Below are 3,184 nucleotides of genomic sequence, written 5' to 3'. Positions count from 1 at the left end.
ACCCAGATCAACCAATCACTCTTTAACAATGTAATAATTTGACAATGTGACAATTTATCCTTAAAAATCAAACATCAAACTCCTGTCAAACTCTTGTCAAACAGTTTAATGACTACCAATGACGATTAATGACAATAAATGACTATTAGCATACATCTGCTAACTTTAGCCTTTTAACCTCAAACTCCTGTCAAACTCTTATCAAACAGTTTAATGACAATCACCCAATTCCACCTTCACTGCGTTTCGGTTGCTTACGCTAAAGCTTCAGCGACAGCGTGTGGGCAGGCACCCAATCATCTAATCAACCAAGGCTGCCAGCGCTGCCCCGACCAGGCTGGAATTTTCTACCTGGTTGAACTCAAAATACCGCTGCTTCCCGCCACTTAAGTATTCTTCCATGAACTCTTCAAATAAAGGTTTCAGCTTATGTAACTTGTAAAAAGTGGTTCCTTCAATGGTAATCAATATGGGTCGGTCTGCCGATTTTCCCTTATCCGTTTTAAGCACTACAGAAGCCAGATTGGCAGCAACCAGCTTGGCGCTCCGTTCAATCAATCCTTCAATGATCCCAATACAGGTCTCTTCATCTGTCGTGTTAGCCATGCAGGAATACAACGGTTCACGGTTGTCAGGGGATCTGCTGACGAAATGATTCAACGCTTCAACGGTCAGCTCATCTAATGACAATATCTTATCAGCCGTTTCTTTGGTAAATACATCCTCTTGTGCAGCGGTTTTCAGAACCGAAAGACACAAGCCACCGAAATATCCGCCGGAAAACATCTTTTCAAATGTATAGGTCCCGGGGTTGCCGGTGGTATTGTCAAAAGCAATATCAAGTTCAGCACGCGGCCCCTTCCCGAAGTTACCCGTTTCCATATTGATGATCTGATTCCTGTCGGGATCAAGATCCGGCTTTTTCAGGATGTTTTTGTTGCTTTCGATGTAACAGGTGTTCGTGCCGGTACCCAGGATATAACCAATGTACGAATCATAGTTTTTGACATGAGAGGAGGATTTACCGGCAAGCAACGTAGCAACCGTGTCGTTTAAAAGTACAATTTGTTTATTGGGGGTGCCAAGGGCTTCAAGCAGGTTCTTACCGATCAGTTCCCCTACAACTTCCGGCGCCTGAATTTCCTTGCTAAACTGTATGAGCCTTCCGTCTTTGTTGGGTAAAATCTCTGTGGCATAGGAAAAGCAAAAACCAATCCTGTCGCAATCGTCAGCAAGTTCTTTTACATAACCTGCCATAGTCCGGAAGAACTCATTCTTCGAAACCTCACGGTCAATACCGGGCATTCTGGCATTTATCATGTTGCTAAGTTCAAGATTGCCGTCTTTGTCAAACCGAACCTTCGCGGCCCTGAAATTGGTACCTCCCGCGTCGATAGCTACTACCGGCGTCCCGGTAAGAAACTCGTTATCTGCCTCGATGTAAGTTGGAATCATATGCAGGGAACTTTCCTTCCCTTCCAGGCCTTTGGACATTTCTGAAATAAATGCATCAACTACCTTCTGAATATCAACATCGGCAGCGCTCATTCCGTGGTCTTGTAAAAACTTATCGCTTTTTTTCATCATTCTTCATTTTTTGTTATATCAATATAATATCTGTTTACAAACAAACGTGTTTTGCGGTCGTAGACCTGTTCTATGAATACCCCTCCGTTCTTTTCTATCACCCGGATGGAGGCCTTGTTCCGCTGGTCGCAGGCTATCTTGATACGCTTCAGCTTGAGCTCGCGGGCTTTTTCCAGGGCCAGGCGCAGCATGATGGTGCCATAGCCCTGCCCACGTGCGGAGGGACGGATGTCGTAGCCGATATTGCCGTAAACATGCAACGCATGATGCCTGATCCGGACATTACCGTATATCTTACCATATCGGTCAGTCAGCCAATATGTAGAGTATGGTACTTCCCCCCCGGGAAGATTCTTTCCCCGTGCATGGTCCATGAGCTTCTTTACAAACTTATTAAAGTTGGCCAGGGCAGGCTTGTAAAGATCGGTATAAGTTTCCTCCCTTTGCCTGAGATAATCCATTACCAGATTGACAAACGCTTCCCTGTAATTCAGTGAAGGTTCAACCAAAAAATACTCCTGACTCATGACATACAAATCTCTAAAAAAATAATCAAATCATGTGCTTACTTCAAACGCCTTATTAATGATCCGTTATAACCAATACGAAAAAGGCACCAAATTAATTTTTTTATTCATGATATACCTAACCAGCCATATAAATATAGAACAAAATCATGCGCCGGAGTTTAAAACAGGCTGTAATTTAAATCAAATGATAAACCATAATCCAATTTCTTATTGGTGATTGTATACCAAGAATCAGGGAAATCCCGCATCGGCCGACTGTAATCCCCATAGCTCAGATCATAGTTCACGCTCAGCCTAAGACGAGAAGAAAGATAAAAATACCCGGAAATCTCTGAATAGAATTCAAAATAGGTATTATCTCCCCAGTCCATAAATTCATCAAAATCTTCATACTTTTTATCAGGATGAAATTCCTGCTTGTAGGAACCTCCTATACGGAGTTTAAACCAAGTGCGGGAATCCGGGTACCATTTTAAAGCATAGTTGACATTTGAAGTAAACAACTGATTGTCTCTGTGACGTATATTTTCCGATATTACGGATCCCCTTCTTCTCCATTCCCTGCCGAACGCTGCATTCCCCTGAAAAGAGCTCTGCCAGTATAAATTGTGGGGTTTTTCATAAGCATACCTGAGACGTACTTTTATCTCAATGCTCCTCCAGGTGGAAATATTTTTTTTGTTATCTCCAGGTTCCTTTGTTTCACCGAATGAATAATTCGACCAGTAATAAGGATCAATACCTATTGAAAACCTCGATCCCGATCCGCGGTATGGATTGTTGGCATAGCGCCAATAATCGTTCATGGTGGTAAAATACCCGATGTCCTGCTTGTCGGCAAGATCATTTTCTCTGAGGAAAGAATCCAGGCGTGTCATTTCATATACCCTCCGCAGTCGTGCATCAAAAAAGCGTTCGTTCTTGATCTCTGCAATCAACCTGGAGAATGCCAGAATCTCCTCCTCTTTGGGTTTACGGGTCAATTTCCCTTTTTTCGAAAGCTGATCCATGATATAAACCGCCATCCTTGCGTCCCGAAGGGGTTCAATCCTGCCCTTCCCTGCAGA

General features: G+C 43.2%; 3 protein-coding genes. All 3 read right to left on the bottom strand.

What is annotated here, in order from left to right:
* Positions 1–300 precede the first annotated feature (300 nt).
* Positions 301–1,587: a hypothetical protein gene (locus KGY70_19740; protein ID MBS3777437.1), complete on the bottom strand. Its 1,287-nt coding sequence runs from the start codon at positions 1,585–1,587 to the stop codon at positions 301–303.
* Positions 1,584–2,114 carry a GNAT family N-acetyltransferase gene (locus KGY70_19735; GenBank protein MBS3777436.1) on the bottom strand — a complete coding sequence of 177 codons (531 nt, stop codon included), beginning with the start codon at positions 2,112–2,114 and terminating at the stop codon, positions 1,584–1,586. The genes KGY70_19740 and KGY70_19735 overlap by 4 nt, the downstream gene beginning before the upstream one ends.
* Before the next feature lie 161 nt (positions 2,115–2,275).
* Positions 2,276–3,184, bottom strand: a 909-nt coding sequence (locus KGY70_19730) for a hypothetical protein (protein ID MBS3777435.1), incomplete at its 5' end; no start/stop codon positions are given.

This window comes from Bacteroidales bacterium (assembly GCA_018334875.1).
Classification (GTDB): Bacteria; Bacteroidota; Bacteroidia; order Bacteroidales; family UBA12077; genus JAGXLC01.
Note: the sequence above shows the minus strand (reverse complement) of the source record. Positions and strands in the feature narration are given on the sequence as shown.